Annotated in this window: 22 protein-coding genes; 10 read left to right on the forward strand and 12 right to left on the reverse strand. The window is 75.1% G+C overall.

Annotated elements, in window-relative coordinates; genetic code table 11:
- Positions 1 to 34: 34 nt before the first annotated feature.
- The 3 genes from OO48_RS40585 to OO48_RS07570 all read right to left on the reverse strand — a co-directional run bounded on the left by OO48_RS40585 (position 35) and on the right by OO48_RS07570 (position 4,341).
- Positions 35 to 1,321 (reverse strand): C40 family peptidase, encoded by a 1,287-nt coding sequence (locus OO48_RS40585; protein ID WP_051731852.1) that lies wholly within the window; start codon positions 1,319 to 1,321, stop codon positions 35 to 37.
- A gap of 260 nt (positions 1,322 to 1,581) precedes the next feature.
- Positions 1,582 to 2,583 carry a hypothetical protein gene (locus OO48_RS07565; RefSeq protein ID WP_051731853.1) on the reverse strand — a complete coding sequence of 334 codons (1,002 nt, stop codon included), beginning with the start codon at positions 2,581 to 2,583 and terminating at the stop codon, positions 1,582 to 1,584.
- A 36-nt stretch (positions 2,584 to 2,619) separates the two neighbouring features.
- Positions 2,620 to 4,341: a threonine/serine exporter family protein gene (locus OO48_RS07570; RefSeq protein WP_033213595.1), complete on the reverse strand. Its 1,722-nt coding sequence runs from the start codon at positions 4,339 to 4,341 to the stop codon at positions 2,620 to 2,622.
- A gap of 193 nt (positions 4,342 to 4,534) precedes the next feature.
- Here OO48_RS07570 and OO48_RS07575 point away from each other — a divergent pair, with 193 nt between their 5' ends.
- Positions 4,535 to 5,488, forward strand: coding sequence for a cation diffusion facilitator family transporter (locus OO48_RS07575; protein ID WP_033213596.1), 954 nt, complete (start codon positions 4,535 to 4,537; stop codon positions 5,486 to 5,488).
- 146 nt (positions 5,489 to 5,634) lie between these two features.
- Here the strand turns inward: OO48_RS07575 and OO48_RS07580 are convergent, their stop codons facing one another.
- Positions 5,635 to 7,980, reverse strand: coding sequence for a hypothetical protein (locus OO48_RS07580; protein ID WP_033213597.1), 2,346 nt, complete (start codon positions 7,978 to 7,980; stop codon positions 5,635 to 5,637).
- Positions 7,977 to 9,938, reverse strand: coding sequence for an ATP-binding protein (locus OO48_RS07585; RefSeq protein WP_033213598.1), 1,962 nt, complete (start codon positions 9,936 to 9,938; stop codon positions 7,977 to 7,979). Before OO48_RS07585 ends, OO48_RS07580 begins: the two co-directional genes overlap by 4 nt.
- Positions 9,939 to 10,277: 339 nt before the next feature.
- Here OO48_RS07585 and OO48_RS38820 point away from each other — a divergent pair, with 339 nt between their 5' ends.
- Both OO48_RS38820 and OO48_RS07590 read left to right on the forward strand, forming a co-directional pair.
- Positions 10,278 to 10,430 carry a hypothetical protein gene (locus tag OO48_RS38820; protein WP_167346429.1) on the forward strand — a complete coding sequence of 51 codons (153 nt, stop codon included), beginning with the start codon at positions 10,278 to 10,280 and terminating at the stop codon, positions 10,428 to 10,430.
- 149 nt (positions 10,431 to 10,579) lie between these two features.
- Positions 10,580 to 11,737 carry an acyl-CoA dehydrogenase family protein gene (locus OO48_RS07590; RefSeq protein WP_033213599.1) on the forward strand — a complete coding sequence of 386 codons (1,158 nt, stop codon included), beginning with the start codon at positions 10,580 to 10,582 and terminating at the stop codon, positions 11,735 to 11,737.
- A gap of 73 nt (positions 11,738 to 11,810) precedes the next feature.
- On the opposite strand, the gene OO48_RS07595 is transcribed toward OO48_RS07590, so the two are convergent.
- Complete coding sequence (locus OO48_RS07595) at positions 11,811 to 12,071, reverse strand: hypothetical protein (RefSeq protein ID WP_033213600.1); 261 nt, start codon at positions 12,069 to 12,071, stop codon at positions 11,811 to 11,813.
- 167 nt (positions 12,072 to 12,238) lie between these two features.
- Here OO48_RS07595 and OO48_RS07600 point away from each other — a divergent pair, with 167 nt between their 5' ends.
- On the forward strand, positions 12,239 to 12,574 hold the full coding sequence (locus OO48_RS07600; protein ID WP_033213601.1) for a cupin domain-containing protein: 336 nt from the start codon (positions 12,239 to 12,241) through the stop codon (positions 12,572 to 12,574).
- Positions 12,575 to 12,635: 61 nt separating this feature from the next.
- Here OO48_RS07600 and OO48_RS07605 read toward each other — a convergent pair whose 3' ends face one another.
- The gene (locus tag OO48_RS07605) at positions 12,636 to 13,223 is read right to left on the reverse strand and encodes a TetR/AcrR family transcriptional regulator (RefSeq protein ID WP_033213602.1); all 588 of its coding nucleotides are present in this window, start codon (positions 13,221 to 13,223) and stop codon (positions 12,636 to 12,638) included.
- Positions 13,224 to 13,333: 110 nt separating this feature from the next.
- Here OO48_RS07605 and OO48_RS07610 point away from each other — a divergent pair, with 110 nt between their 5' ends.
- From OO48_RS07610 to OO48_RS07635, 6 genes are all read left to right on the forward strand, one after another.
- A complete protein-coding gene (locus OO48_RS07610; protein WP_051731854.1) occupies positions 13,334 to 14,911 on the forward strand; it encodes an MFS transporter in 1,578 nt (525 codons plus the stop codon).
- A 115-nt stretch (positions 14,912 to 15,026) separates the two neighbouring features.
- Entirely contained in the window at positions 15,027 to 15,392 is a 366-nt protein-coding gene (locus OO48_RS34330) for a YidH family protein (protein ID WP_051731855.1), read from the forward strand.
- A complete protein-coding gene (locus tag OO48_RS07620; protein ID WP_051731856.1) occupies positions 15,389 to 15,712 on the forward strand; it encodes a DUF202 domain-containing protein in 324 nt (107 codons plus the stop codon). The genes OO48_RS34330 and OO48_RS07620 overlap by 4 nt, the downstream gene beginning before the upstream one ends.
- Positions 15,713 to 15,904: 192 nt before the next feature.
- Positions 15,905 to 16,177, forward strand: coding sequence for a Sec-independent protein translocase subunit TatA (gene tatA, locus OO48_RS07625; protein WP_033213603.1), 273 nt, complete (start codon positions 15,905 to 15,907; stop codon positions 16,175 to 16,177).
- Between the two features lie 163 nt (positions 16,178 to 16,340).
- Positions 16,341 to 17,681, forward strand: a complete 1,341-nt coding sequence (locus tag OO48_RS07630) for a membrane protein (RefSeq protein WP_033213604.1) — start codon at positions 16,341 to 16,343, stop codon at positions 17,679 to 17,681.
- The gene (locus tag OO48_RS07635; protein WP_051731857.1) at positions 17,678 to 18,193 is read left to right on the forward strand and encodes a potassium channel family protein; all 516 of its coding nucleotides are present in this window, start codon (positions 17,678 to 17,680) and stop codon (positions 18,191 to 18,193) included. The genes OO48_RS07630 and OO48_RS07635 overlap by 4 nt, the downstream gene beginning before the upstream one ends.
- A gap of 38 nt (positions 18,194 to 18,231) precedes the next feature.
- Here the strand turns inward: OO48_RS07635 and OO48_RS07640 are convergent, their stop codons facing one another.
- The 5 genes from OO48_RS07640 to OO48_RS07655 all read right to left on the reverse strand — a co-directional run bounded on the left by OO48_RS07640 (position 18,232) and on the right by OO48_RS07655 (position 23,106).
- Positions 18,232 to 18,624 carry a RidA family protein gene (locus OO48_RS07640; protein ID WP_033213647.1) on the reverse strand — a complete coding sequence of 131 codons (393 nt, stop codon included), beginning with the start codon at positions 18,622 to 18,624 and terminating at the stop codon, positions 18,232 to 18,234.
- Positions 18,625 to 18,663: 39 nt separating this feature from the next.
- The gene (locus OO48_RS07645) at positions 18,664 to 20,211 is read right to left on the reverse strand and encodes a protein kinase domain-containing protein (RefSeq protein WP_051731858.1); all 1,548 of its coding nucleotides are present in this window, start codon (positions 20,209 to 20,211) and stop codon (positions 18,664 to 18,666) included.
- Positions 20,212 to 20,273: 62 nt separating this feature from the next.
- Entirely contained in the window at positions 20,274 to 20,435 is a 162-nt protein-coding gene (locus OO48_RS38115) for a hypothetical protein (RefSeq protein WP_157845396.1), read from the reverse strand.
- A 4-nt stretch (positions 20,436 to 20,439) separates the two neighbouring features.
- On the reverse strand, positions 20,440 to 22,611 hold the full coding sequence (locus OO48_RS07650; RefSeq protein ID WP_081951975.1) for a bifunctional polysaccharide deacetylase/glycosyltransferase family 2 protein: 2,172 nt from the start codon (positions 22,609 to 22,611) through the stop codon (positions 20,440 to 20,442).
- Positions 22,612 to 22,620: 9 nt separating this feature from the next.
- Positions 22,621 to 23,106: a hypothetical protein gene (locus OO48_RS07655; RefSeq protein ID WP_033213605.1), complete on the reverse strand. Its 486-nt coding sequence runs from the start codon at positions 23,104 to 23,106 to the stop codon at positions 22,621 to 22,623.
- Positions 23,107 to 23,361 lie beyond the last annotated feature (255 nt).

Here is a 23,361-nt window from a genome sequence, read left to right on the forward strand (position 1 = left end):
AAGCGCGGGCGGGCGCTCAGGGGCGGGCGGGCGTTCAGGGCCGGGCGTAGAAGTCCGGGCGGCCCATGATCCACAGGCTGGCCTGCTTGATGGCCGCACCGGGGCGGGGGGCCTCGATCATCTGGTCGTCGCCGAGGTAGATGGCGACGTGGTAGATGTCCGCCGCGCGGCCGGTCTTGGTCCAGAACACCAAGTCCCCGGGCCGGAGTTGGGCGTAGCTGACCGGGGTGGACTCGGCGTACTGGTCGGCGGCGAAGTGGGTCAGGCTCTTGCCGCCGCGGCGCCAGGCCATCATGGTCAGGCCGGAGCAGTCGTAGCCCTGCGGGCCCTCGCCGCCCCAGATGTAGGGCAGTCCGACGACGGAGCGGGCGAAGGCCAGGGCGGCCGCGGAGCCGCCCGCCGACCAGGCGCTCTCGCGCTGCTGCGGGGCGGCGTGGTGCCGGGCGGCCTCCTCGGCGGCGGCCCGCTGCTCCGCCTCGGCCTGGGCGCGGCGGGCGGCCTCCTCGGCCTCGCGGGCGGCGATCGCGGCCAGCGCCTCCTGCCGCTGCCGTTCGAGTTCGACGGTGGTGTCGCGGGCGGCGGCGAGTTCGGCGAGCAGGGTCTCCCGGCGGGCGGCGGTCTCGGCGACCTTGGCCTGCTGCTCGGTGACGCGCCGCTGGGCCTGCTCCTTGGCGGTGCGGACCGCCCCGGCGGCCGCTCGGGCGGCGGACTCGGCGGCGCGGGCCTCGTCGGCGGCGCGGGCGGCGGCCTTCGCGGTGGAGGTGGCGTCGTCGAGGATCTGCCTGGTCCGGGCGCCGGCGGTGCCGATGGCGGCGGCCCGGCCGGACAGCGGGGCGGTGCCGCGCGAGTCCAGCAGGGCGTCGACGGCCGAGAGTTGGGGGGTGGCGCCCTGCCGGTAGATCTCGGCGAGCAGTTCGGCGGCCCGGTCGGCGGCTTCGGTCCGGTCCGCTTCGGCGGCGGTCGAGCGCGCGGCGGCGGCCCGGGACGCCTGCTCGGCCCGGCCGAGCCGGACGAGCGCGCCGTTGTACGCCTCCACCGCCTGTTCGGCGGCCTGCCCGGCCTGCTCCGCCTCCCGCCGGGCGGCGGCGAGTCCCGCTTCGACGGCGGCGGCGTCGGCGGCCTTGGCGTCCGCGTCGGCCCGGGCCCGGCCGACGTCCTCCGCGGAGGGGAAGCCGGGCTGCGGGTCGTCGGCGGGCCGGTCGGCTCCGGGTGCGGCGGCGGGCGCCGCGGGGGCGTTCGCGGCAGGGGCGTTCGCGGCGGGGAGCAGGGCGAGCAGGGCGGCGGTGGCGAGGAGGAGGGTGGGCAGGAGCCTGCGCGGCATGACGGTCCCCTCTCGGCGGGCGGCGAGCGACGGCGGGTGCCGGTGACGGTCTCTGACGACCAGCCGGACATCCCATGAGGTGATCATTCGGTCACGCACCGCAAGATTCTCAGACCCGGCGGTGGCTCAGTGCCATCGCCATGCGGCCGCGCGGGTGAGATGTCGGATTGTCCGAACGGGCCTGTGCGCCGAGCGGCCGGGGCGTCCGAGGACCTCGCGGACCGCCGCGCCCGGCCCTGCCGCCCTCGTCGGCCCCCGGGTCAGCGCACCCGCCCCGAGGGCCGCCCCGGCCCGGTCGCGGTGGTCCGCGGCCGCCCGGCCCGGACGGTGCGCCGCCGCCGCTGGGCCCGGGCCCGCCGCGCCGGGTCGCCGTGCGCGGCACCGGCCCCGGCCGCCCCGCCCGCACCCCCGTACCCGCCGCTCCCCGCGCCGACCGCGCCCCGCCCGGGGCGGCGCCGGTGGGCCAGCGCCCGGGCGGCCATCCGCTCGGCCACCGCCTGCGCCTTCGGGTGCCCGGCCGGAACCTTGTCGGGCGCCCCGGCGATCAGGTCGAACAGCCAGGTGCGGGCCCGGTCCGTCCGCGCGTGCAGCCGCCGCTCGCGCCGGGTCGCGCGCGCCATCCGCCGGGGGCGTCCGGTGTAGCGCCAGCGCGCCCACGGGCTGCCGGGGCGGGCCAGCCGGATCGCGCCGATCCAGGACAGGCCGGGCACCATGATGCCGAGCAGTCCCGTCCAGACCTTGCCCTTGAGCAGCGCGACCAGGCAGACCAGCGCGTTGATCCCGATCACCGCGACCAGCCCCCAGCGGGTGTCCTGCCCGGGCACGACGCCGAGCGGCACGTAGCCGGTGAGCAGCAGTGCGGTGAGCAGGATGCCGAGGATCACCGCGTCCACCGACTTGCGGCCCTGTTCGCTCCAGTACACGTCGTCCAGGTGCAGGATCAGCGCGAACTCGTCCAGCACCAGCCCGCAGCCGATGCCGAAGGAGAGGCCGAACCAGTCGGTCCAGGGGTGCCCGCCGTCGGTGGCGAAGGTGCCGATGCCGCCGAGCAGCAGGAAGCCCAGGCCGAACACCATGTGGTGGATGTGCAGGCCGCCGGGGGTGATGTTGCCGGGCCACCAGCGCACCTGGGCGCGGATCATCCGGGTGCTGAACCGGATGAACGCGAAGGAGGCGATGAACCCGACCAGCAGCAGGAACAGCGGCTGCTTGTGGGCGTCCACGATGTGGTGGCGGTAGCCGTCCAGCAGTGCACTGATCATCGGGCGGTGCCTCTTCTTGCAGGGGGTGGCGCGGGGTCAGAAGCCGCGGGTGCGTTTCGCCGCCCGGCGCGGGATCAGCGCGTGCGGGGTGTCCCGGTCGCTCGCGCCGGGGTTCTTCAGGAACAGCCGGGCCACCTCGCCGCCGAGGTTGACGCCGATCGCCAGCGCCAGTGCCAGCGCGACCGCCCGGGAGGCGGAGACCAGCCCGGACGCGGGGTGGCCCTGGGCGAAGGCCAGCATGCCGAGGTACAGCGCCGAACCGGGCATCAGCGGACCGATCGCGGCGGTGACGTACGGCAGCGCGGAGGCCGCCCGGTAGCGGGCCAGCAGCTGTCCGAACAGGCCGACCAGACCGGCCGCGAGGCCGGTGGCGACGATCGGCGAGACGTCCGCGTTGTTGGTCAGCACGCCGAACACGGACCAGCCGACGGCCGCGTTTATCACCACCATCGGCAGCGAGTGCCGCTCGGTCTGCAGCAGCATCGCGAAGGCCAGCGCCAGCACCATCGCGGCGACCAGCTGGACGGGCGGGTTGGTGCTGCCGCCCAGGCTCTCGTCCGGCCGCAGCCTGGCGTTGTAGTTGACGCCGACGTACAGCACCAGCATCACGCCGATGACGATGCCCGCGATCAGGTACACCACCTCCAGCAGCCGGGCCGCGGCGGTGATGTAGAAGCCGGTCAGGCCGTCCTGGACGGCGGCGACCATGGCCCGGCCGGGCAGCAGCGCGAACAGCCCACCGGTGATCACCACCGAGCCGCGCAGGTGCAGTTCGTTGAAGGACAGCAGGATGCCGCAGAGCGCGGCGGGCATCGCGGCGACCACGAACTGGTAGAACTCGGGCAGCCCGCGGCGGGCGATCGCCGAGGCCAGCCGGTCGCCGACCACGGCGGTGGTGAACGCGGAGACGAACACCAGCCAGGCCGTGGAGTCGATCCGCCCGCCGACCAGGAAGGACGCCGCCCCGGCCAGCAGCCCGGTGGCCAGCGCCATCAGCCACGCCGGGTAGGGGTGCCGGTTGCGGCGGATCCCGGCCAGCCGCCGGTACGCGTCGTTGACGCTGACCCGCTCGGCGGTGATGTCGGCGACCAGCTCGTACACGGCGGCCAGCCGGGTGTAGTCGGAGGTGCGGCGGCGCACCACCCGGTCCGCGGTGACCGGCGGGTCGATCAGCGAGGGCTGGTGCGAGATCGAGATCAGCGTGAAGGTGACCTGCGGTTCGCAGTGGTCGAGCCGGTACGCGTGGGCGATGCCGAGCATCGCGGCCTCCACGTCCTCGGCGGCCTCGCCGCTGGCCAGCAGCAGTTCGCCGATCCGCAGCGAGAGGTCGAGGACGCGCGGCACGTTGCGCTGGGCCTGCGCGCCGGCCGAGGGGTGCAGTTCGCGCGGGGTGCGCTCGAACGCCGGGCGCTCGGCCATCGGCGTCCGCAGCAGGGTGCGCATCCGGTCCGGCCAGGGGGCGTCGCCGGGGGCGCCCTTGTGCAGCTCGGCCAGGTCGATGCCGTGGGACGGGGTGTAGCCGGCCGCGTTCCACTCCTCGGGCGTCAGGGTGTCCTGGGCCAGCGGGCCGCGGCGGGGCCGGACGGCCTCGGTGGCCTCGGGCCCCGGTTGGCGGCCGAGCAGCCCCTCGGTCTGCACCGGCTCCGGCGCGTGCGGCACGCTGACGGCCCGTCCGATCGGCGGCGCGTCCGGTCCGAGCAGACCCTCGGTGGGCGGCGCTTCCTGCGCCGGCGCGCCCTCCGGCTCGCGATCGGACACGGTACTTCCTCCACCACCCCGGCCGCCCGCCCGGTCGGGGCCGCCTCCTGGCCTCCACCTTGCCCGATCGGCGGCGCGGGTGCGAACAGCGTCTGACGTGGGCCGCGCCACCCGGGCCCGGTCGTCCGGGGCCGGGGACATGCCCCGCACCCCTCCGGAGTGGAAGCCCGCAAATCGGACACAATGTCCGGTTATGAGCGAGCAGCGGACGACGCCCGACACCCCCGGGGACAGCGGCGGCGAGAGCGTCACCACCGTGATCGTCGCGGGCCTGTGCAACCTCGGCATCGCCCTCGCCAAGGCCGTGGCGGGCGCGATCAGCGGCTCCAGCGCGATGCTCTCCGAGGCCGCGCACTCCTTCGCCGACACCGTCACCGAGGTGCTGCTCTTCTTCTCCCTCAAGCGCAGCACCCGCCCGGCCGACGGCAAGCACCCGCTCGGCTACGGCCGCGAACGCTACCTGTGGGCGCTGCTGGCCTCCTTCGCGACCTTCGTCGGCGGCGCGGTGTTCTCGGTGCACGACGGCGTCCACACCCTCCGGTACGGCGAGGAGCTCGGCAGCCCCGGCCTGTCGTACCTGATCCTGGCCGTCGCCTTCGTCCTGGAGTCCGTCTCGCTGGCCCGGACGGTCCGCCAACTGCGCGGCGAGACCCGCCGGCTCCGCGTCGGCGGCTACCGCTACCTGCGGCACACCTCCGACACCGCCGTGAAGGCCGTCTTCCTGGAGGACTGCGCCGCGCTGATCGGCCTGCTGCTCGCCTTCGGCGGCCTGCTCGGTGCCGAGCTCACCGGCGACGCCCTCTGGGACGGCCTGGCCTCCGTCCTGATCGGCGCCCTGCTCGCCTGGGTCGCCTACGTCCTCGCCCGCGACAACGCCTCGCTGCTGATCGGCCGTTCGCTCCCCGACCGCTACGAACGCACCATCACCGACACGCTCACCTCCCAGCCCCGCGTCGTCCGCGTCCTCGACCTGGTCACCAGCGTCCACGGCCCCGACGACGTCCTGGTCGCCGCCAAGGTCGACTTCGCCGACCTGGCCACCGCCGCCGAAGTGGAAGCCGCCTGCGACCAGGCCGAACGCGCCATCCGCCGGGCCGTCCCCGCCGTCACCCGGGTCTACCTCGACCCGACCCCGCCCGGCCGCTGACGTTCGGAGAGCGGCGGTGTCCAGGACGAGGTCGTCGGGGACGACGGCGGTGACCGCCATGTGCCGGTTCGGGGAGCCCGGCAGGTCGAAGCCCGCCCCGGAGGACGACGGGATCGCCTTCCGGGGCGGGCGGCCGGGTCGGGGCGTCAGAGCTCGTAGGCGTCGACGATCTTCTGGTGGCGGGTCAGGTCGGCGCCCGCCGCCTCGGCCAGGGCGGGCCAGGCGAGGGGGTGGGCGAGGTGGGCGGTGAGGGTGGTGAGGAGGGCGTCGGTCCGGGCGGCGGTGCCGGTGGGCGGGACGCCGAGGGCGGCGTAGATGCCGGGGAGGCCGTCCTGCTCGCCGCTGGGGTCGGCGATCCGGTAGCCGTCGCCGCTGTAGACCCAGACGGCGTGCCCGGCGTCCCGGAGGGCGTCGCGCAGGGTGTACCACTGCTCGGGTTCGGGGCAGGCGCCGTCGATCCAGTAGGTGGTGTAGCCGGCCGGGTCGAGCAGGGTGAGGAGTTCGAAGACCGGCCGCCAGTCCTCGGCCTCCGGCGAGTCCGGCTCGGGGCGGTCGTTGAGGACGGCCGGGGAGAACACCACGATGTCGCCGTGGTTGAGGCCGACGTCCTCGCCGAGCACCGGCAGCACCTTGGCGGTGGCCGGGCCGGTGCGCAGCGCGGGCAGGTCGGTGGTGGTGCCGTTGGCCCGGCGGACGCGCAGCTCGATCAGCTGCCACTCCTCCTCGACCGGGCCGCTGTCGGTGTCGAACTCGATGCCGAGCCGGGCGCCGGCCGCGCGGACGGCCGCCCAGTCCCGGTTGGCGGTGGCCGCCGTGATCAGGTGCCACAGGTCGGGTTCCTGGACGGTGCGGTGCGCGTCGTCCTCGCCCGCCTCGGCCGGGTCCACGGCGTGCTCCAGCAGTTCCCGGTAGAGCCGCTGGGCCTCGGCGTGCTCGCCGCGCCGGGTGGCGGCGGCCGCGGCCAGCCGACGGGTGTTGAGCGCGTCGGGCGAGTGGACGAGGACGGCCGCGCACTGCTCGCCGACCTCCGCCCAGCGGCCCTGGGCGGCGGCCCAGCGGGCCCGCAGCCAGTGCGCGTCGGCCGGGTCGCCGGCCTCGGTGAGCCGGGCGGCCAGCCGGTCGACGCCCTCGCCGTCCTCGGCGTCGATCAGGAGCTGGCCGAGCATGCCGGTGAGGTACTCGTGGCCCGGGTCCAACTCCAGCTGGGCCCAGGCGAGTTCGGCGACGGCCCGGGTGTGGCCGAGGGCGCCGAGGGCGCCGGCCAGGTTGACCACCAGGACGGTGTCGGGCCGCTCGCCGAGGGCCAGCGCGGCGGCCAGCAGTTCGGCGCCGGTCTCCGGGTCGGGCCGGTGCTCGGCCAGCCAGGCGGGCAACTCGTCCACCGGCACCGGGAGTTCGGGGCGCGGCAGGGCCTCGGCGGCGGCCCGCAGCGCGGCCACCTGCTCGGCGACGCCCTCGGTGCGGCGGAGCCGGCCGAGCTTGCGCTCGCCGGTGCGGGCCAGCGTCAGGGCGACCTCGCGGGCGCCCCGGGCGACCGCCAGCCGACCGGCTCGCAACACCAGGTCGAGGCACGGACGGTGCGATCCGGCGGTGTCCAACTCGCCCGCCCAGGAGGCGAGTCGAGCGCCGAGTGCGGCGTCGTTTTCGAACTGCCCTGCCGCGCAGAGCAGTTCGACGGCGGCGGACCAGCGGTGCCGGATGTCCGGGTACCGGTCGGCCTCCTCGGCTTCCGGCAGCAGCTCCAGCGCGTGCCCGGTGCGGCCGAGCGCGGCGAACTGCAGGGCGCGGCCGGCCGCGAGCTTGCGCCGGTCGTCGTCGTCCGGCCGGTTCCCGGCGGCGACGTAGGCGCGCTCGGCGGTGTCGTACGCGTCCAGCGCGTCCTGGTACCGGCCGAGCCGGTGCAGGGCGGAGGCGCGGCTGTGCGCGAAGGACAGCGAGACCCGCTCGCCGGCCGCGGCGATCCGGGTCTCGGCCCGGTCGAGGTGGGCCAGCGCGTCCGCCGGGCGGCCGTCGTCCTCCAGGGTCTCGGCGTACTCGCGGGACAGGCAGTCGAAGCAGGACCGGGCCGGTTCGACCCGCTGCAGCGCCTCCTCCAGCACGGCGAGCCGCTCCGGGACGTAGCCGGGGCCGTCGATGTTGGCGTGGCAGATGGTGAAGTCCTGGACGGCGCACACCGACTGCGGGCAGGACGCGGTCTCCTCGCGGTGCGCGAACTCCAGCAGCGACACCGCCTCGGACATCGCGGCCTCGCCCTGGTGGCGCTTGTTCAGCAAGTTCTGCAGCCGCCAGTGCCGCAGGAACACCTCCACCCAGGGCAGGCCCAGGGCCCGCGCGGAGGCCAGCGCCTCCGGGAACATCGCGTCCAGCTGCTCGTTGCGGCCCTCCACGGCGTGCCCGGCGATCTCGGCCAGCGCGTCGGCCAGCCGGTGCTGGCCGGACTCGGCGAGCTGGCGGTGGGTGTCGTGCACCCAGGACCAGATGTCGGTGGTCATCGTTCCTCGTCCCCCTGGGGAAGCTCTGCGGCGTCTGCGGAGATGGTGTCGGGCACCGCCGACAGCCCGTCGGCGGGCACGGCCGCGGTGAGCGCGGCCACGGCGGTGGAGATCCCGGACAGCGCCGCCCCCAGGTCACCGCCCGCCGAGCCGGAGGCCGCCGCCATGATGACCTTCAGCGAGCGCAGCAGCGCCGCCGCGGTGGCCGCTCCGGTGTGCCCGTCCCGGTACGCGGCCAGCAGGTCGCGGACGGCCGGCGAGGCCAGGTTCAGGTACAGCCTGGCCTTGACCGCGCCGTCGGTGCGCGCGGTGAACGCCCGCGCCAACTGCAGGGCGGCGGACGGGATCCGGGCGTCCGCCCGGTCGTCCTCGATCCGCGCCTTGAGCTCGGCCTCGCGGTCCGGCACCAGCACCAGCGGCAGCCCGGGCGGGTCGAACCTGGCGGGCACCAGCTGCTCGCCGTCCTCGGCCAGCGCGGCCGCCAGCCAGGCCTGCTGCTCGGCGGGCAGCGGCACGTCCGGGGCCCGGAACAGCTCCTTGTTGCCGCTCTCGCTGCCGAGTTCGACGATCCGGCACTCGCGCAGCCGCGCGTAGCGGCGCAGGAACGGCAGCACCGCGTACCGGTCGCCGCGGGCGATCGGCACCTGCATCGCCCGGTACAGCATCTCCTCGAAGCCGCCGCCGCTGCCCAGCGCCACGTGCACCGCGCCGGAGCCCGCGGCCCGCAGCGCGCCGGCGGTCAGCTCGCCCTGCGAGGTCGGCACCGGGACGTCGTCGGCGAGCAGCGTGAACAGCCGGTCGTCGCAGAGCGCCGCGCCCAGCAGGTCCTGGCCGTGCCGGGCCAGGATCCGCCGCCAGGCCGCCGGGTGCAGCCGGGCGGTCTCGTACAGGCCGTCCACGATCGCGTCGGCGAGCGCCTGCTGGAGCGCCCGGTAGTGCTCGTCGCGCTGCAGGTCCTCGCGGCTGGCGGTGGGGGTGAGCCGGGTCGACTCGACCACGCCGCCGATGAAGCCGGCCCAGCTGGGCAGCAGGTCGCGGGCGTCGTCGGCGAGCAACATGCCGCGCAGGTAGACCGCGAGGTCCCGGTTGTCGCTCGACCCGTACGTCCCGCCGTCCTGCACCCAGAGCAGCCCGACCGCGTCGGTGCGGCCCTCGACCGGCGTCACCGGGAAGGCGGTCAGCGGTTCGAAGCTGCGGGCGAACGCCGAGGCGAAGCGCATCCGGTGCGGGTGCGCCGGGCCCGGCACGTCCTGCCGCCAGGGCACCACCACGTCGTTGACCGGCTGCTCGTCGTCGCCGACGTACACCGCGATCGGCAGCAGCACGCAGTACCGCGCCAGCACCTCGCGCAGCGCGTGCTCGTCGGCGAGGTGCGCGTGCTCGGCCTTCAGCCGCAGCCGCACCACCGTCCCCGGCCCGGGCCGCGCCGGGGCGGGCTCCACGCTGTACTGCTCGCCGCCCCGGCTGCGGTAGGTGTGCGCGGCCAGCGGCTCGCGGTGCGAGGCGGTGGTGACGGTCACCTCCTCGGCCACCGAGAACGCCGAGAGGAAGCCCAGCCCGAAGGCGCCGATCAGGTCCTGGTTGCCGGTGAGTTCGCGCAGCATCCGGGTGTAGCCGGTGCCGACGGTCGCCAGGTACGCGTGGATCTCCGGCTCGGTCAGACCCGCGCCGTTGTCCTCGATCGCCACCGTCCGCGCCGCCGGGTCGCCGGTGACCCGGATCAGCGGCCGGTACGCCCCCTCCGGGTCCTCCAGCTTCCGCCGGGTGTGCGAGTCGTGGGCGTTCTGCACCAGTTCGCGCAGCGCCACCAGCGGGGTGGAGTAGAGGTGCGTGGCGAGCACGCCGACCAGGCCGCCGAGATCGACCTCCGTGGTGCGGAGATCCGTCGAGTTCTCGGTCGCGGGGAATTCGGCGCCACTTCCGTCGGCTCCGGAAGCAGGGGGAAGACCATCAGACATGAGGCCCCAGTGTGCCAGTACGACAATCGGGGGACCACTGCTTTCCGATTTCCCGTTTCTGTCGATCCCCGGTCAAGCTGACGTTGACATGCGGAGATCGCGGCGGGCCCGCCCGGAACGGTGAAATCCCTTGCGGGCACGGTGTTCTGCCGATCGGCGCCGATCACTGCCGGTTCCGACGCTATTCCATAAGAGTGACACCTTCGGGCGGACCCGCGTGCCCGGGCTGGAACCCGAACGGCCCAGTGGGCAATCCTGATGGCGCGACGCCGGGAACCGGCGCGAACGGGGCGGCCACCCCGCAGCGTCACATTCGCACCAGTTAGCAGGGAGACCACCGTGTCCCGCATTCGCGCAGCCGCCGTCGCCACCGCCCTCGGCGCCTTCCTCCTCGCGGGCGTCGGCACCGCGGCCGCCGACGACGGCGTCGGCGCCCTCCAGTCCGACGCGAACCTGGCGCACACCGTCTCCTACCCGTTCGTCCTGTACTAGGAGCGCGCGGGGGGCGGGCCGGCGACCGGCCCGCCCGGCCCCCGCGGAGCCCGCCCTCCAGCCCGCTCACCAGGCCGTCCGCCTCCCTGGACACCGGAAGCTACTGGCGATTAACTTGAGCGACCAGCCGCCGCCGAAGGGAGCGCACCGTGCGCCGCACCGTGTACAACGAGGACCACGAGGCGTTCCGGGAGACCATCCGGGACTTCATCGCCAACGAGGTCGTCCCGGTCTACGAGAGCTGGGAGGAGGCCGGCCACCCGCCGCGCGACTTCTACCGCAAGCTCGGCGAGCTCGGCGTCTACGGCATCGAGGTCCCGGAGGAGTACGGCGGCGCGGGCGAGTCCGGCTTCAAGTACCAGGCGGTGATCACCGAGGAGACCGCCCGCGCGGGCGTCACCTTCGGCTCCTCGGGCGTGCACACCGGCCTGGTGCTGCCGTACCTGCTGGAGTACGCGAACGAGGAGCAGAAGCGGCGCTGGCTGCCCGGCTTCGTCTCGGGCGACATCATGACCGCCATCGCGATGACCGAGCCGGGCGCGGGTTCCGACCTGGCGGGCATCACCACCACGGCGAAGCTGTCCGAGGACGGCACCCACTACGTCCTCAACGGCGCCAAGACCTTCATCACCGGCGGCGTGCTGGCCGACCTGGTGCTGGTGGTCTGCCGCACCTCCCCGTACGACCCGGCGGACCGCCGCGCGGGCCTGTCCATCCTGTGCGTGGACACCAAGTCCGAGGGCTACGCGGTCGGCCGCAAGCTGCAGAAGATCGGCCTGCGCACCTCGGACACCGCGGAGCTGTCCTTCACCGACGTCAAGGTGCCGGTGGCGGACCTGCTCGGCGAGGAGGGCAGGGCGTTCTCCTACCTGACGCACAACCTGGTGCAGGAGCGCCTGGCCATCGCCGTCGGCGCGTACGCCTCGGCGGCGGCCGCGGTGCGCTTCGCGGTGCAGTACGTCAAGGACCGCAAGGTGTTCGGCAAGGCGGTCGCCGAGTTCCAGAACACCAAGTTCTCGCTGGCCGACTGCCAGGCCCAGGTGCTCGCCCAGCAGGCGATGGTCGACCAGGCGCTGGAGCTCTACCAGAACGGCGAGCTGACGGTGGCGGACGCCGCCGCGGCCAAGCTGTTCTGCACCGAGTCGGCTTCCGGGGTGATCGACCGGTGCCTGCAGCTGCACGGCGGCTACGGCTACATCCTGGAGTACCCGATCGCCCGCCTCTACACCGACAACCGGGTGTTCCGGATCTACGGCGGCACCAGCGAGGTCATGCGGACGATCATCGCCAAGTCGCTCGGCCTGTAGCCCGGACGCGGGCGGCACGGGGGCGGGCACCCGGTCGGGTGCCCGCCCCCGTCCCGTCCCGCCGCCGCTCCGGTCAGTTGGCGCCGGCGCGCCAGGCCTCCAGTCCGGCCGCCGAGGCGGCCCTGGCCTGGTGGAAGGTGCGCTGCGCCAGTTCGGCGGGCTGGGTCTCCAGTGACCGGACCCAGCCCCGGCCCGCGTTCGCCAGGGCGGCGCAGACCAGGACGGTGCCGGTCAGTCCGACGACGGCGCCGAGCCCGGTGAGGGCCGCGCCGGCGGTGAGCATGCCGCGGTTCACCTGGAAACCGCCGAAGGTGATTCTCTGATTGGTCGCCATAGGGCCAACCATCGGCGCACCGCCGCCGCCCCGCACGCCGAGCGGACCACTCCTTGACCCCTGCGCGTGATTCCAGCGCGCGACACGCGCGGGGCGCCGCCTAGGGTCGGCCGCGGGGCCCGGTCGGCGGGCCCGGTGGTGCGGGGGGCCAGACGGAGGAGAACGCGATGACCGAGCAGCCGGCCCGGATCGACCTGAACGCCCTGGCCGAGGAGCACGCCGCCAAGGCCGCCGCCAGCCCGCACGGCCGCAGCGCCCACCTGCTGCTGCACGACGGCGTGCTGCGGCAGACCGTGATCGCGCTGCGGGCCGGTGCGGTGCTGGACGAGCACAACGCCCCGGTCGCGGCCAGCCTGCAGGTGCTGCGCGGCCGGGTCGCGCTGACCGTCGAGGGCCGCCGCCAGGAGGCCGGCCCGGGCGAGCTGCACTCGATCCCGCAGGAGCGGCACGGCCTGCTCGCCCACACCGACGCGGTGGTGCTGCTCACCGCCGTCACCGCCTGACGCCCCGGGCGCCCGGCGCGCCTTCGGGAGGGCGCCGGGAACGCCGGACGGGCCTGCCGCGTCAGCCCTTCGCCCCGCCCAGCACGTCGTCGGAGACCAGGGACAGCCCGAGCAGGTACTGCTCGCCGCTGGGCGCCAGCTCGGGGCTGATCAGCCACTGGGCCGCCTGCCCGAGCAGCAGCGACTGGTAGAAGATGCCCCGGGCCAGCTCCTCCGGGGTGTCCGCCACCTCGGCCTTGCCCTGGAACAGCGCGGCCAGCCCGAGCCGCCCCGCCTTCTGCGCCGCGGCCAGCCGCTCGGGCAGCCCGGGCAGGTGGTCGAGCTGGGCGAGCAGTTCGAACTGCACCGTCCACAGCCCCCGGTGCTCGGCGAAGCTGTCGCGCACCGCGTTCCAGGCCCGGACGAAGCGCTCCCGGGGGTCGTCGACCTCGGTGGCGGTGGACAGCGCGGCGCCGACCGAGTCGCCCCACTTCCCCATCGCCTCGACCAGCGCCTCGACCAGCAGGGCGTCCTTGGATCCGTAGTGGTAGCCGATCGCGGCCAGGCTGACGCCCGCGCCGGTGGCGATGTCCCGGGCGGTGGTGCGCCCGTAGCCCTTCTCTTGCAGGCAGCGGGCGGCACTGGCCAGCAGGTCCTCACGATTTCCCATGTCCGCGATGCTAGCCCCGTCCAAGACGATTGTCTTGCTCGAACGTCTGGGACGATTGATTTAGACGCTTGTACTAGACAGTTGTGCAAGACGCCCGTACAGTCATCGCCATGACCACCGACCACCGCACCGACCGCCGCACCACCGACCGCGCCGACCGCGCCGACCGCGCCGACCGCCGGGCCTGGCTGGGCCTCGCCCTCCTGCTGCTGCCGACCCTCGTCCTCGCCATGGACATGGGCGTGCTGTTCTTCGCCGTCCCCTTCATCGCCACCGACCTGCACCCCAGCGGCACCCAGCAGCTGTGGATCATGGACATGTACTCGTTCCTGCTGGCCGGGCTGCTGATCCCGATGGGCGCGCTGGGCGACCGGATCGGCCGGCGCAAGCTGCTGATCGGCGGCACCGCCGCCTTCGCGGCCGCCTCGCTGGTCGCCGCCTGGTCGGACGGGGCGGGCCGGCTCATCGCCGCCCGGGCCCTGCTGGGCATCGCGGGCGCGGTCTTCGGGCCCTCCACGCTGGCCCTGATCCGCAACATGTTCCCCGACCCCAAGCAGCGGCAGTCCGCGATCGGCGCCTGGAGCGGCGTGATGATGGCCGGCGCCACCCTCGGTCCGGTGCTCGGCGGGCTCCTGCTCGACCACTTCTGGTGGGGCTCGGCCTTCCTGATCGCCGTCCCCGCGATGCTGCTGGTGATGTTCCTGGCGCCGGTGCTGCTCCCCGAGTACCGCGCCCCGCAGCGGGGCCGCTTCGACCTGCTCGGCGCCGCGCTCTCGATGGCCGCCGTGCTGCCGGTCGTCTACGGCGTCAAGACGCTCGCGGTGGACGGCTGGAGCCCGCTCCCCGCGCTGGTGCTGCTCGCCGGCCTGGCGGTCGGCGGCGCCCTGGTGGTCCGGCTGCGGACGGCCGCGAACCCGCTGATCGACGTCGGCCTGTTCCGGATCCGCACCTACACCGGCGCGATCACCGTCAACACCATCGCGATGTTCGCCATGATGGGCTTCACCCTCTTCACCTCGCAGTACCTGCAACTGGTCAAGGGCTACAGCCCGCTGTCCGCCTCGCTCTGGGCACTGCTGCCCAGCGTCGGCGTCGGCGCGGCCGTCGGCGGGTTCGGGGCGCTGGCGGGCAGGGTGCGGCCGGCCGTGCTGCTGGTCGCCGGGTTCCTGGCCGCCGCCGCCGGGTTCGTCGCGATGGCCCTGGTCGGGCCGGACTCCTCGCTCGCCCTCCCGCTGGTCGCGGCCGGCGTGATCGCGGCCGGCTCGGTCGGCACCGTCAGCATCACCGGCGAGATGGTGCTCTCCGCCGCCCCCGCCGACCGGGCCGGCGCGGCCGGCGCCACCTCCGAGACCGCCCAGGAGCTCGGCAGCTCGCTCGGCATCGCCGTCCTCGGCGCGGCCGGCGCGGCGATCTACCGGTCCCGGATGGACGGCGCCGCCCCCGAGGCCGCCCGCGACACCCTCGGCGGGGCCGTCACCACCGCCGCCCACCTCCCCGGCGAGGCCGCCGACCGGCTCCTGGCCACCGCCCGCGACGCCTTCGCCGACGGGATGCACGTCGCCGCAGTGGTCGGCGTCCTGGTCATGCTCGGCGCCGCGCTGGCCGCCCACCTGCTGATGCGCCACCTGCCGGTGCCCGGAGCGGCGGACGCGGCGGCGCAGCGGGAGGAGGAGGAACTGGCCGCGTAGGCCCGCGGCGGGGGCGGAGGTCGGACGCCGGAGGAACCGTGGAGAACCGCGCCGGGGCGGCGAACGCCCCGGCGCGGTTCCGCTCGTGGGTGCGGACAGGCCCTAGGGTCGCCGTATGGCGGAGGACCACCGGGCGGACGACCGGGAGCCGGAGGAGTTGGACTACCGGTTCACGCTGGCGAACGAGCGGACGTTCCTGGCCTGGATCAGGACCGCGCTGGCGCTGCTCGCGGGGGCGGTGGGGCTGGACCAGCTGACGCCGGACCTGGCGCCGGTGCCGGTGCGGGTGACGCTCTCGGTGCTGCTGGCCGCCGGCGGGGCGGGCCTGGGCTGGGCCGCGTACCACCGGTGGGTGCGGGTGGAGCGGGCGATGCGGGCGGGCGGCCCGCTGCCGGCGACCCGGATCATGCTGGTGCTGACGGTGTGCGTGGCGGTCGCGGCGGCGGTGTTCTCGGTGCTGATCATCGGCTGGTCGCGGTGACGGCCGCCCCCCGCGACCCGGGGCTGCAGCCGGAGCGGACCCTGCTCGCGTGGAGCCGCACCGCGCTGGTGCTGGCCGCCGACGCGCTGCTGGTGCTGCGCACGGGGTACGTCCGGGGGCAGCCCGGACTGGCCGCGCTGGGCGGGGTGTTGGCGGTGGCGGCGGTCGGCCTGCACGCGCACGGGGTGCGGCGGCGCAGTGCCGTGGAACACAGTCCGCACGTCTCGGCGGGCCGGTGGTGGATGCGGGGGCTGACCGCCGCGGTGGTGCTGACGGCCGCCGGGGCGGTCTGGTCGGTGCTGGTGGGCACGGGTGGGTGAGGCCGCCGGGCCCGCTCCGCGCCCCCCTCCTGGTGGTACAGACCACATGACTCGGATCACCTGTTTTTCGGCGGCTGTTTGCCGACGGGTGTATACGTTCGCCGACAAGGCCAGGCATACTGGCCGAGTCGGGCGTTCCGCCCGAGCCCTTAGTCACAGCGAGAACTTCCACGAAAGGACCGGTGGTCAGGGATGTTCCGTAACGGTCTTGAGCCCTGGCACATCGCCATCATGGTGGTGGTGCTGGTCCTGCTGTTCGGCTCGAAGAAGCTGCCCGAGATGGCCCGCGGCCTCGGCAAGTCGATGCGCATCCTGAAGGCGGAGACCAAGGCGCTGCGCGAGGACGACGCTCCCGCGGAGGCCCAGAACGGCACCGCCGCCTCGCAGGCCGAGCAGCCGCGTCCGGCCGTCGAGCCGACCGTGGTGACCAAGGCCACCGAGCCCACGAAGTCGACCACGGCCTGACGCCCCGTCGGCCCCGGCCGACCCCGCTCGCCGTACCGGAGCCCCCGGCCCGTCGCCCTGACGGACCGGGGGCTCCGGCGTGTCGGCACGCCCGAGTGGCTGACCGTTTCGTTCTGGTATCTGCTGGTATCGACCTGACGGCGGATCACCAGGGAGGCACCGGATGGCGGCGGACCCGTCGGACGAGCGGGAGCTGGTCGATCTGCGCGAGCGGATCGCCGTCCTGGAGCGGCAGGGGCAGCCCCGGCGGGAGCACCACCGGGTGCGGTCCTTCTTCGCGGTGCTGCTGATCGTGCTGGCCGCGGTGCTGACCCCGCTCGGGGTGGTCGCCGCCTGGAGCAAGTCGCAGGTGACCGACACCGACCGGTTCGTGTCCACGATGGCGCCGCTGGCGTCCGACCCGTCGGTGCAGGGCGCGGTCGCCAACCGGGTGACCACGGCGGTGATGCAGCAGCTGCCGATCACCGACCTGATCAACGACGCGGCCCCGAACGACCGGCCGCTGCTGGACGCCGCGCTGGGCAAGCTCGGCCCGGCGCTGACCAGCGGGCTGACCGGCTTCGTCCACGACCAGGTGCTGCGCTTCGTCCGGTCCGACGCGTTCGCCACGGTCTGGACGGGCGTGCTGCGCAACTCGCACGCCGCGTTCGACAAGGTGCTGACCGGGCAGGGCGGCGGGGCGGTGCAGGTCAAGGGCGACACCGTCAGCCTGGACCTGGCGCCGGTGGTCGCGGCGGTGAAGGACCGGCTGGTGGCGGGCGGGCTGGGGCTGGCGTCGAAGATCCCGGAGGTGCACACCGACTACACGCTGGTGCAGTCGGACGCGGTGCGGAAGGCGCAGACCGGGCTGCGGCTGCTCGACCTGGCCGGATTCTGGGTGCCGGTGCTGGCGCTGCTGTGCGCGGTCGGCGGGATCGCGCTGGCGGCGCGCCACCGCCGGGCCACCGTCTGGGCGGCGCTCGGGATGGCCGCGGGCGCGGGGGTGCTGGGCATCGGGCTGAGCGTGTTCCGGGCGATCTACCTGGACAAGCTGCCCGCCGACGTCGACCAGGCCGCCGCGATGGCGGTGTACGACACGCTGGTGCGCTACCTGCGGGCCGCGATCCGGATGGTGCTGGCGCTGGGCGTGGTGATCGCGCTGGCCGCCTGGCTGACCGGCGCGGGGCGCCGGGCCGGCTGGGTGCGGCACCTGTGGCGGTCCGGCCCGGGCGCGGTGCGGCAGGCCGCCGAGGGGATCGGCATGAGGCTCGGCCCGGTCGGCCCGTTCGTGCACCGCTGGAAGGCCTGGCTGGGCTGGGGCGCGGTCGCCGTCGCCGCCGTGGTGGTGCTGACCTGGAGCTACCCGACCGCCGCGGTGGTGCTGTGGACGGCGGTGGTGCTGCTGGCCGTACTGGCGGTGCTGGAGTTCCTGGACTCGCCCGCCGACACCCCCGGCACCCCCGACGCGCCCGGCACGGACGGCCCCGCGGGCCCGCCCGCCGGCGGGAAGGCCGCGGCGGCGTGAGGGGACTCGTCCGGACGTACGTCGCCGTGCTGGGCGGCCCGGTGCTGCTGCTGACGGTCTACTTCGCGGTGCCGCTGGGCTGGTTCGGGCCGCACCACCCGACGATCAGCTGGATGGCGTTCGGCGTGCTGCTGGCCGTGCTCGGCGTCGGGATGCTGCGCGAGGTGCGGATGCAGGTGCTCGGCCAGTCCAGGCACCCGGTGCCGCGGATCCTGATCCTGCTGTGCGGCGCGCTGGTGGTGTTCTCCGCCGCCTACCTGGCGATGTCCAAGCACCCGGGCGAGCTGGACGGGCTGGTCACCAAGGTCGACGCGCTGTACTTCACGGTGATCACCATGGCGACCGTCGGGTACGGCGACATCCACCCGTCCGGGCAGGCCGCCCGGATCATCGTGATGCTCCAACTCCTGTACACCGTGGTGTTCCTGACCACCGGGGTGACCGCGCTGACCAGGCAGGTGAAGACCCGTGCGGTGCAGCGGGCCCACCACCGCGGGCGCGCCGGCGACTGAGGTCCGGCGGCCGCGCCGCGGGCGGGTGCTTCCGGGGGTCAGTCGAGGATGGCGTCGATCTCCACTTCGACGAGCCAGTCGGGATCGATGAAACGCGACACCTCGACGAAGGTGCACGCCGGACGGACCGAGGCGAAGCGCTCTCCGTGCGCTCGCGCGGCTTCCTCCCAGCGGGTCACGTCCGTGAGCATGATGCGGGTCCGCACGACGTCCCCCAGCGACGCACCGGCTGCCGCCAGCGCGGTCTCCGCGATGTCCAGGCACCGCACGGTCTGGGCGTAGACGTCGCCCCGCCCCACGGTCGTCCCGCCGTCCCCGATGGGAGCGGTGCCGGCGACGACGACGTGCGCCCCCTTGCGGACCGCCCGGGAGAACCCTATTCGGGGTTCGAGCGGCGATCCGGAACTGACCATCTGCCGACCAAGATCCATCGCACCATGCTCCCAGATCACCGCACTCGGCAACAGCCCCTAATCGTCCTGCTGGGCGGCCTGCAGGTGCACCGCCGTGGTCAGGGCGGCGATCCGGGTCTGCCAGCCGATCAGGACGGGGGCGTCCACCGCCTTGTGGCGCTGGAGGTCGCGGACCAGCTTCTGGGCGTCCTTGAGGGAGTCCTCGGCGTCGGCGGGCTGCCTGTCGTTGACGGACTGGGCGGCCCGGGCGAGCAGGGCGGTCAGGTCGTCCTGCTTGTCCCGGTCCCGGTCGAAGTCGGCCTGCGCCACCTCGGCGCGCAGCTGGGTGAGTTGGGCGACCACGGGACCGCCCTTGGGGGTGGCGGAGGGCTTGGGCGAGGCGCTGGGCTTCGCGGTGGCGGACGGGGGCGGGGTGGGGGCCGGGGAGGGCGTCGGGCTGGGAGCCGCGGTGGTGGCGGCCGTCGGGGCCGGGGTGCGCCGGGCCTCGGGGGCGGCGTCGCCGCCGCCGAGCGAGAACGCGGCGATGCCCGCCACGCAGGCGATCACGGCCGCGCCGACGCCCGCGTACACCAGCGGGTTGCGGCCGCGCCGGGGCGCGGGCTCCTCGTCCTCGTAGCGGGCCGGGGGCAGCAGCGGGGCCTGCACCGGCGGCAGCACCGAGGTGCGCTGCGGCTCGGTCCAGGGCTGCCGCGGGGGCGGGGCGGCCCGGAAGGCGTCGGCGGGGACGGGCGGCAGCACCTGGGTGGCCGCGCCGAGGAGTTGGGCGGTGCGGTCGGCGGGGGCGGCCGGGACGGCGGCGAGCAGTTCGGCGGCCGCGGCCCTGGCGTCGGCGGGGCGCTCGGCCGGGTGCTTGGCCAGCAGCCGCAGGATCGCGGCGTCCAGCGCGGGCGGCACGTCGGGGCGGTGCGCGGAGACCGGGACCGGGTACTCGGTGACGTGCTTGAAGGTCACCGCGACGGGGGTGTCGGCGGTGAACGGCGGCGCGCCGGCCAGCATCTCGTACAGCACGCAGCCCACCGCGTACAGGTCGGCGCGGCCGTCGACCTCCCCGGCGGTGGCCTGCTCCGGGGAGAGGTAGGCGGCGGTGCCCAGCACGGACGCGGTCTGGGTGAGCTGCTGCCCGGAGGAGGAGCCGGCCCGGGCGATGCCGAAGTCGACGACCTTGACCTCGCCGTCCTGGGTGATCATCACGTTGCCGGGCTTGATGTCGCGGTGCACCAGTCCCCGGGCGTGCGCGGCGGCCAGCGCGTCCAGCACGGCGGCGGCGATGCCCGCGGCGCGCTCCACCGGCAGCACGCCCTGCTCGGCGATCACCCGGCCCAGGGTCGCGCCGTGCACCAGTTCCATCACCAGGTACGGGGAGCCCCGGTCGACGCCGGAGTCGAAGACGGTGACCACCCGGGGGTGCGCCAGCAGCGCGGCCGAGCGGGCCTCGCGGGCGAACCGCTCGGCGAACCTCGGGTCGTCGGCCAGGCCGCCGTTGAGCACCTTGACCGCCACCGGGCGGCCCAACTGGTGGTCCACTGCGCGGTACACGGTGGCCATGCCGCCGACGCCGAGGATCTCGCCGAGTTCGTAGCGGCCGTTCAGCGCGCGTCCGATCATCGGATACTCCCATCACCTCGGTCCGGCACCCGTGAACCATAGCGGGCCGGGCCCACGGGAGTTCACGGGCGCTGCACGAGCAGGACGGCGGCCAGGGCGGCGAGGGCGACGGCCAGCAGGGCCCGGCAGAAGCCCTGCGGACCGTGCGCGGCGCGGCGGGTGGTGCGGCGGGCGGCGCGGCGGGCGGCGCGCTCGGCAGCGGGCGAGGTGCGGGGGAAGGTCATCGCGTCAACTCCGGTTCGCCGGGGCCTGGAGCGAGCCGTAGCGCTGCATCCGCTGCCAGCGCAGCCGGTTGCCGGCCAGCGCGGTCCACACCGACTGGATCACCACCAGGTACATCAGTTGGCGGTAGACGACCTGCTGGAGCGGCAGCGTCCACAGCGGGCCCAACCGCTCGCCGTCCAGCCGGAACGCGTAGCAGGCCGACAGCGCCTGCAGCACCAGGAAGCCCAGCCAGACCGCGGCGATCCGCGCCGGGTCGAGGAACAACAAGCCGTAGAGCGCGAACACGTCCACGGCCGGGGCCAGCAGCGGCAGCAGCACCTGGAACATCAGCAGGTAGAGCAGCCCCCGGCGGCCCAGTTTGCCGGCCTGGCCGCGCTGGGCGAGTGAGCGGCGGTGCTTCCACATCGCCTGCAGGGTGCCGTAGCACCAGCGGTAGCGCTGGCGCCACAGCGCGGAGAGCGAGGCCGGGGCCTCGGTCCAGGCGACCGCCCGCTCCTCGTAGACCACCCGCCAGCCGGCCCGGCACAGCGCCATGGTCAGGTCGGTGTCCTCGGCCAGGGTCTCCTCGGCGACGCCGCCGAGCCGCAGCAGGGCCGAACGGCGGAACGCGCCGACCGCGCCGGGGACGGTGGGCATGCACTGGGCGAGGTCGAAGAAGCGGCGGTCCAGGTTGAACCCGACCACGTACTCGATGTGCTGCCAGCGGCCGAGCAGCCCGCCCCGGTTGATCACCTTGGCGTTGCCGGAGACCGCGCCGACCCGGCGGTCGGCGAACGGCTGCACCAGCAGCCGGACGGCGTCCGGCTCGAACACGGTGTCCCCGTCGACCATCACCACCAGCTCGCAGCTCGCGTGCCGCAGACCGTTGTTGAGCGCCGCCGGCTTGCCCGCGTTGGCCTGCCGGAGCACCCGGACGCCGGGCAGGCCGAGCGACTCCACCAGGTCCGCGGTGCCGTCCGTGGAACCGTCGTCGACCACGACCACCTCCACCGGGTGGTCGGAGGCCAGCAGTGAGCGCACCGCCGCCTCGATGCCCGCGCGCTCGTTGTACGCGGGCACGATCACGGTGACCGGCTCGGTGACCGGCGGGCCCCAGCCGCGGCGGCGCAGGCGCCGGTGGCGCCAGGCCGCGAGCAGCAGCACCGCCGCGCGCACCACGCTGATCGCGCCCGCCGCCCACAGCAGCCAGCCGAGCACCGCCACCGCCCCGTCGCCGCCGGCCAGGGCGAGCAGCAGCGCCCGGCCCTGCCAGTGCTCGGCGCCGCTCGCCGGGCGCGCCGTGTCGGCGATCGACGCCGTCTCGGAGACCGTGCCGACCCGGTAGCCGGCCTGCTTGAGCTTCGGCAGCAGCTCGGCCAGCGCGGTGACGGTCTGCGAGCGGTCGCCGCCCGCGTCGTGCATCAGCACGACCTGCCCGGCCGGGCCCTGCGGGGTGGCGGCGGCGACGATCCGCTCGACGCCAGGGCGCCGCCAGTCCTCACTGTCCAGGGTGGTCAGCACGGTCAGGTAACCGGACTGCCCGGCCTGCCGGACGGCCTGCCAGTCGGCGTCGGTGAGCGCGTCGTTGGACGAGGAGTACGGGGGCCGCAACAGCGCGGTGGTGGTGCCGGTGGCACCGGCCACCGCGAGCTGCGCCTCGCGCAGTTCGAGCGAGCGGCGCCACGGCGCGGCCTGCCCGAGGTCCGCGTGGGTGAAGGTGTGGATGCCGAGCTGGTGCCCCTCGGCGAGGATCCGGCGGGCGAGTTCGGGGTGGTCGGCGACCTGGGTACCGACCACGAAGAAGGTGGCGTGCACCCCCTGCTGTTTCAGCACGTCCAGGATCTTCGGCGTCCAGACCGGGTCGGGGCCGTCGTCGAAGGTCAGCGCGACGGTGCCCTCGGCGGGCCGGGCGGTGCGGGGCGTCGCCGCGGAGGCGTCGATCACCGGTCCGCCGTGGGCGGCCTCCGGGGGGACCGCGTAGGCGGGCCCGGCGGGGTGGGCGGCGCCGTCGGGCGCCGCCCCGTACATGTGGCGGGTGTAGCCCTGCAGCAGCAGGGCCGCGGCCAGGGTCACCACCAGGGCCGTCAGCAGCAGCCAGTGGGTGCGGGGCGCCGGCTGTCGCACGACGCCCCGGCGGCCCCGGCGACCGCGCTGGGCGGGGCCGCCGCGGCGGGGGGAGGTCCGGGGGGAGGTCATCGGGGCTCGCTAGGGGCTCTTGGTGGGCTTCCGGCTGTTGCTCGGCGCGTCGCTCGGCCTGCCGTGCGAGACCGCCGGGCCGGGGGTCGTCGCCGCGGCCGGCGGCGCGGCGGTGGTGGGTGCCGCGGTCCGGCCCGCGGTGTTCGCCGCGACCGGCGGCGCGGCGGTGGCCTGGGCCTGCCGGGTGGCGGGGGCGGTGGTCCGGGCGGGTCCGGAGGTGGGCCGGTCGTCGGCCGCCGACCCGGCGCTCGGGGCGGGCGGTTCGGTGGAGACCGGGATGCTCGGACCGGCCGGGGCGGCCGGCTTCGGCAGGAACGGCGCGTCGAAGGACGGCCCGCCGAGCGCGCTGCTCGCCACCAGCGCCAGGTATCCGACCGCCGGGACGGCCAGCAGCCATCCGAGCCGCCGCGAACGGCGCTGGCGCCGGCCGCTGGCGTCGACGAACACCGGAGCGGCCGGGTCGGTGGGCCGCGCTGCGAGCGGGGTTTCGGTCACCGTGGTTCCTGGGCTCGGACCGGCTCGGGCGCACCGGTGGGCTGGGCCCCGGACGGACGGTGGACCCGGGGGAGTCCAGCCGCCCGTCCGGAGCGGGTTCTCCGACCGGCGGCGGACCCGGGGGAGTCTTCTGCCGGTCGGAGCCTGTCCCGGTCGGACGCGGGCCCGGGGGAGCCCGCCGTCCGTCCGGGGTCGGCACCGGACGGACGGCGGGTACAGGGGCCCGCCGGCCGCCCGGAGGCGGTGCCGGTCGGA

The organism is Kitasatospora phosalacinea, from assembly GCF_000716545.1.
In the GTDB taxonomy this organism is placed as follows: domain Bacteria; phylum Actinomycetota; class Actinomycetes; order Streptomycetales; family Streptomycetaceae; genus Kitasatospora; species Kitasatospora phosalacinea.